The 2,694-nt window shown below is 56.8% G+C and carries 2 rRNA genes; both read left to right on the top strand.

The window, feature by feature from the left end:
* Positions 1–2,475 (top strand): 23S ribosomal RNA (locus tag FM076_RS32890); the annotation flags it as partial.
* Between the two features lie 95 nt (positions 2,476–2,570).
* Positions 2,571–2,687, top strand: a 5S ribosomal RNA gene (gene rrf / locus FM076_RS32885).
* Positions 2,688–2,694: the final 7 nt, after the last annotated feature.

Below are 2,694 nucleotides of genomic sequence, written 5' to 3'. Positions count from 1 at the left end.
GTCGTGACTGCGTGCCTTTTGAAGAATGAGCCTGCGAGTTTGCGGCATGTTGCGAGGTTAACCCGTGTGGGGGAGCCGTAGCGAAAGCGAGTCCGAAGAGGGCGTTGAGTAGCGTGTTCAAGACCCGAAGCGGGGTGATCTAGCCATGGGCAGGGTGAAGCGCGGGTAAGACCGTGTGGAGGCCCGAACCCACCAGGGTTGAAAACCTGGGGGATGACCTGTGGTTAGGGGTGAAAGGCCAATCAAACTCCGTGATAGCTGGTTCTCCCCGAAATGCATTTAGGTGCAGCGTCGTGTGTTTCTTGCCGGAGGTAGAGCACTGGATAGGCGATGGGCCTTACCGGGTTACTGACCTTAGCCAAACTCCGAATGCCGGTAAGTGAGAGCGCGGCAGTGAGACTGTGGGGGATAAGCTCCATGGTCGAGAGGGAAACAGCCCAGAGCATCGACTAAGGCCCCTAAGCGTGTGCTAAGTGGGAAAGGATGTGGAGTCGCAGAGACAACCAGGAGGTTGGCTTAGAAGCAGCCATCCTTGAAAGAGTGCGTAATAGCTCACTGGTCAAGTGATTCTGCGCCGATAATGTAGCGGGGCTCAAGTACACCGCCGAAGTCGTGTCACTGCAATGTGAGGGCTAACGCCTGTTGTGGTGGGTAGGGGAGCGTCGTGTGCCGGGTGAAGCAGCCGTGGAAGCGAGTTGTGGATGGTTCACGAGTGAGAATGCAGGCATGAGTAGCGATACATGCGTGGGAAACGTGTGCGCCGATTGACTAAGGGTTCCTGGGTCAAGTTGATCTGCCCAGGGTAAGTCGGGACCTAAGGCGAGGCCGACAGGCGTAGTCGATGGAGAACCGGTTGATATTCCGGTACCCGCTATGCAGCGTCAAACATCGAATCAGGTGATGCTAAGTCCGTGAAACCGCCTGTGCCGGCTTTGCTGGTTGCGGGTTTGGTGGAGCCGACGGTCCGAGTCTGTAGTAGGTGAGTGATGGGGTGACGCAGTGAGGTAGTCCATCCCGGGCGGTGGTTGTCCCGGGGTAAGGGTGTAGCCCGTCAGGTAGGTAAATCCGTCTGGCGTTACAGGGGTGAGACCTGATGCCGAGCCGTTTGTGGTGAAGTGGATGATCCTGTGCTGTCGAGAAAAGCCTCTAGCGAGTTGTGTGGCGGCCCGTACCCTAAACCGACTCAGGTGGTCTGGTAGAGAATACCGAGGCGTTCGGGTGAACTATGGTTAAGGAACTCGGCAAAATGCCCCCGTAACTTCGGGAGAAGGGGGGCCTCTTCTGGTGATCCAATGTGCTTGGTGAGCTGGGGGTGGCCGCAGAGACCAGCGAGAAGCGACTGTTTACTAAAAACACAGGTCCGTGCGAAGCTGTAAGGCGAGGTATACGGACTGACGCCTGCCCGGTGCTGGAACGTTAAGGGGACCGGTTAGTCAGGATTCGTCCTGGTGAAGCTGAGAACTTAAGCGCCAGTAAACGGCGGTGGTAACTATAACCATCCTAAGGTAGCGAAATTCCTTGTCGGGTAAGTTCCGACCTGCACGAATGGCGTAACGACTTCTTGACTGTCTCAACCATAGGCCCGGTGAAATTGCACTACGAGTAAAGATGCTCGTTTCGCGCAGCAGGACGGAAAGACCCCGGGACCTTTACTACAGCTTGATATTGGTGTTCGGTTCGGCTTGTGTAGGATAGGTGGGAGACTGTGAAGCGGGCACGCCAGTGTTCGTGGAGTCGTTGTTGAAATACCACTCTGGTCGTGCTGGATGTCTAACCTGGGTCCGTGATCCGGATCGGGGACAGTGTCTGGTGGGTAGTTTAACTGGGGCGGTTGCCTCCTAAAGGGTAACGGAGGCGCCCAAAGGTTCCCTCAGCCTGGTTGGTCATCAGGTGGTGAGTGTAAGTGCACAAGGGAGCTTGACTGTGAGACTGACGGGTCGAGCAGGGACGAAAGTCGGGACTAGTGATCCGGCGGTGGCTTGTGGAAGCGCCGTCGCTCAACGGATAAAAGGTACCCCGGGGATAACAGGCTGATCTTCCCCAAGAGTCCATATCGACGGGATGGTTTGGCACCTCGATGTCGGCTCGTCGCATCCTGGGGCTGGAGTCGGTCCCAAGGGTTGGGCTGTTCGCCCATTAAAGCGGTACGCGAGCTGGGTTTAGAACGTCGTGAGACAGTTCGGTCCCTATCCGCTGCGCGCGTTGGAGTCTTGAGAAGGGCTGTCCCTAGTACGAGAGGACCGGGACGGACGGACCTCTGGTGTGCCAGTTGTTCTGCCAAGGGCATGGCTGGTTGGCTACGTTCGGGAAGGATAACCGCTGAAAGCATCTAAGCGGGAAGCCTGCTTCGAGATGAGGACTCCTGCCAACGTGATTGGGTAAGGCTCCCTGGAGATGACGGGGTTGATAGGCCAGGTCTGGAAGCACGGTAACGTGTGGAGGTGACTGGTACTAATAGGCCGAGGGCTTGTCCGTAGAGGCTCGCGTCCACTGTGTGGGTTCTGAGGCAACAACCCCCAGCAGTCACACCGTTATGGTGGTGGTTGTGCTGGTTGTGTGTTTCGTAGTGTTTCGGTGGTCATAGCGTGAGGGAAACGCCCGGTTACATTCCGAACCCGGAAGCTAAGCCTTGCAGCGCCGATGGTACTGCATGCGGGAGTGTGTGGGAGAGTAGGACACCGCCGAACAATATTT

The sequence above is a fragment of the Streptomyces albus subsp. chlorinus genome (assembly GCF_013302895.1).
Lineage (GTDB): Bacteria > Actinomycetota > Actinomycetes > Streptomycetales > Streptomycetaceae > Streptomyces > Streptomyces chlorinus.
Note: the sequence above shows the minus strand (reverse complement) of the source record. Positions and strands in the feature narration are given on the sequence as shown.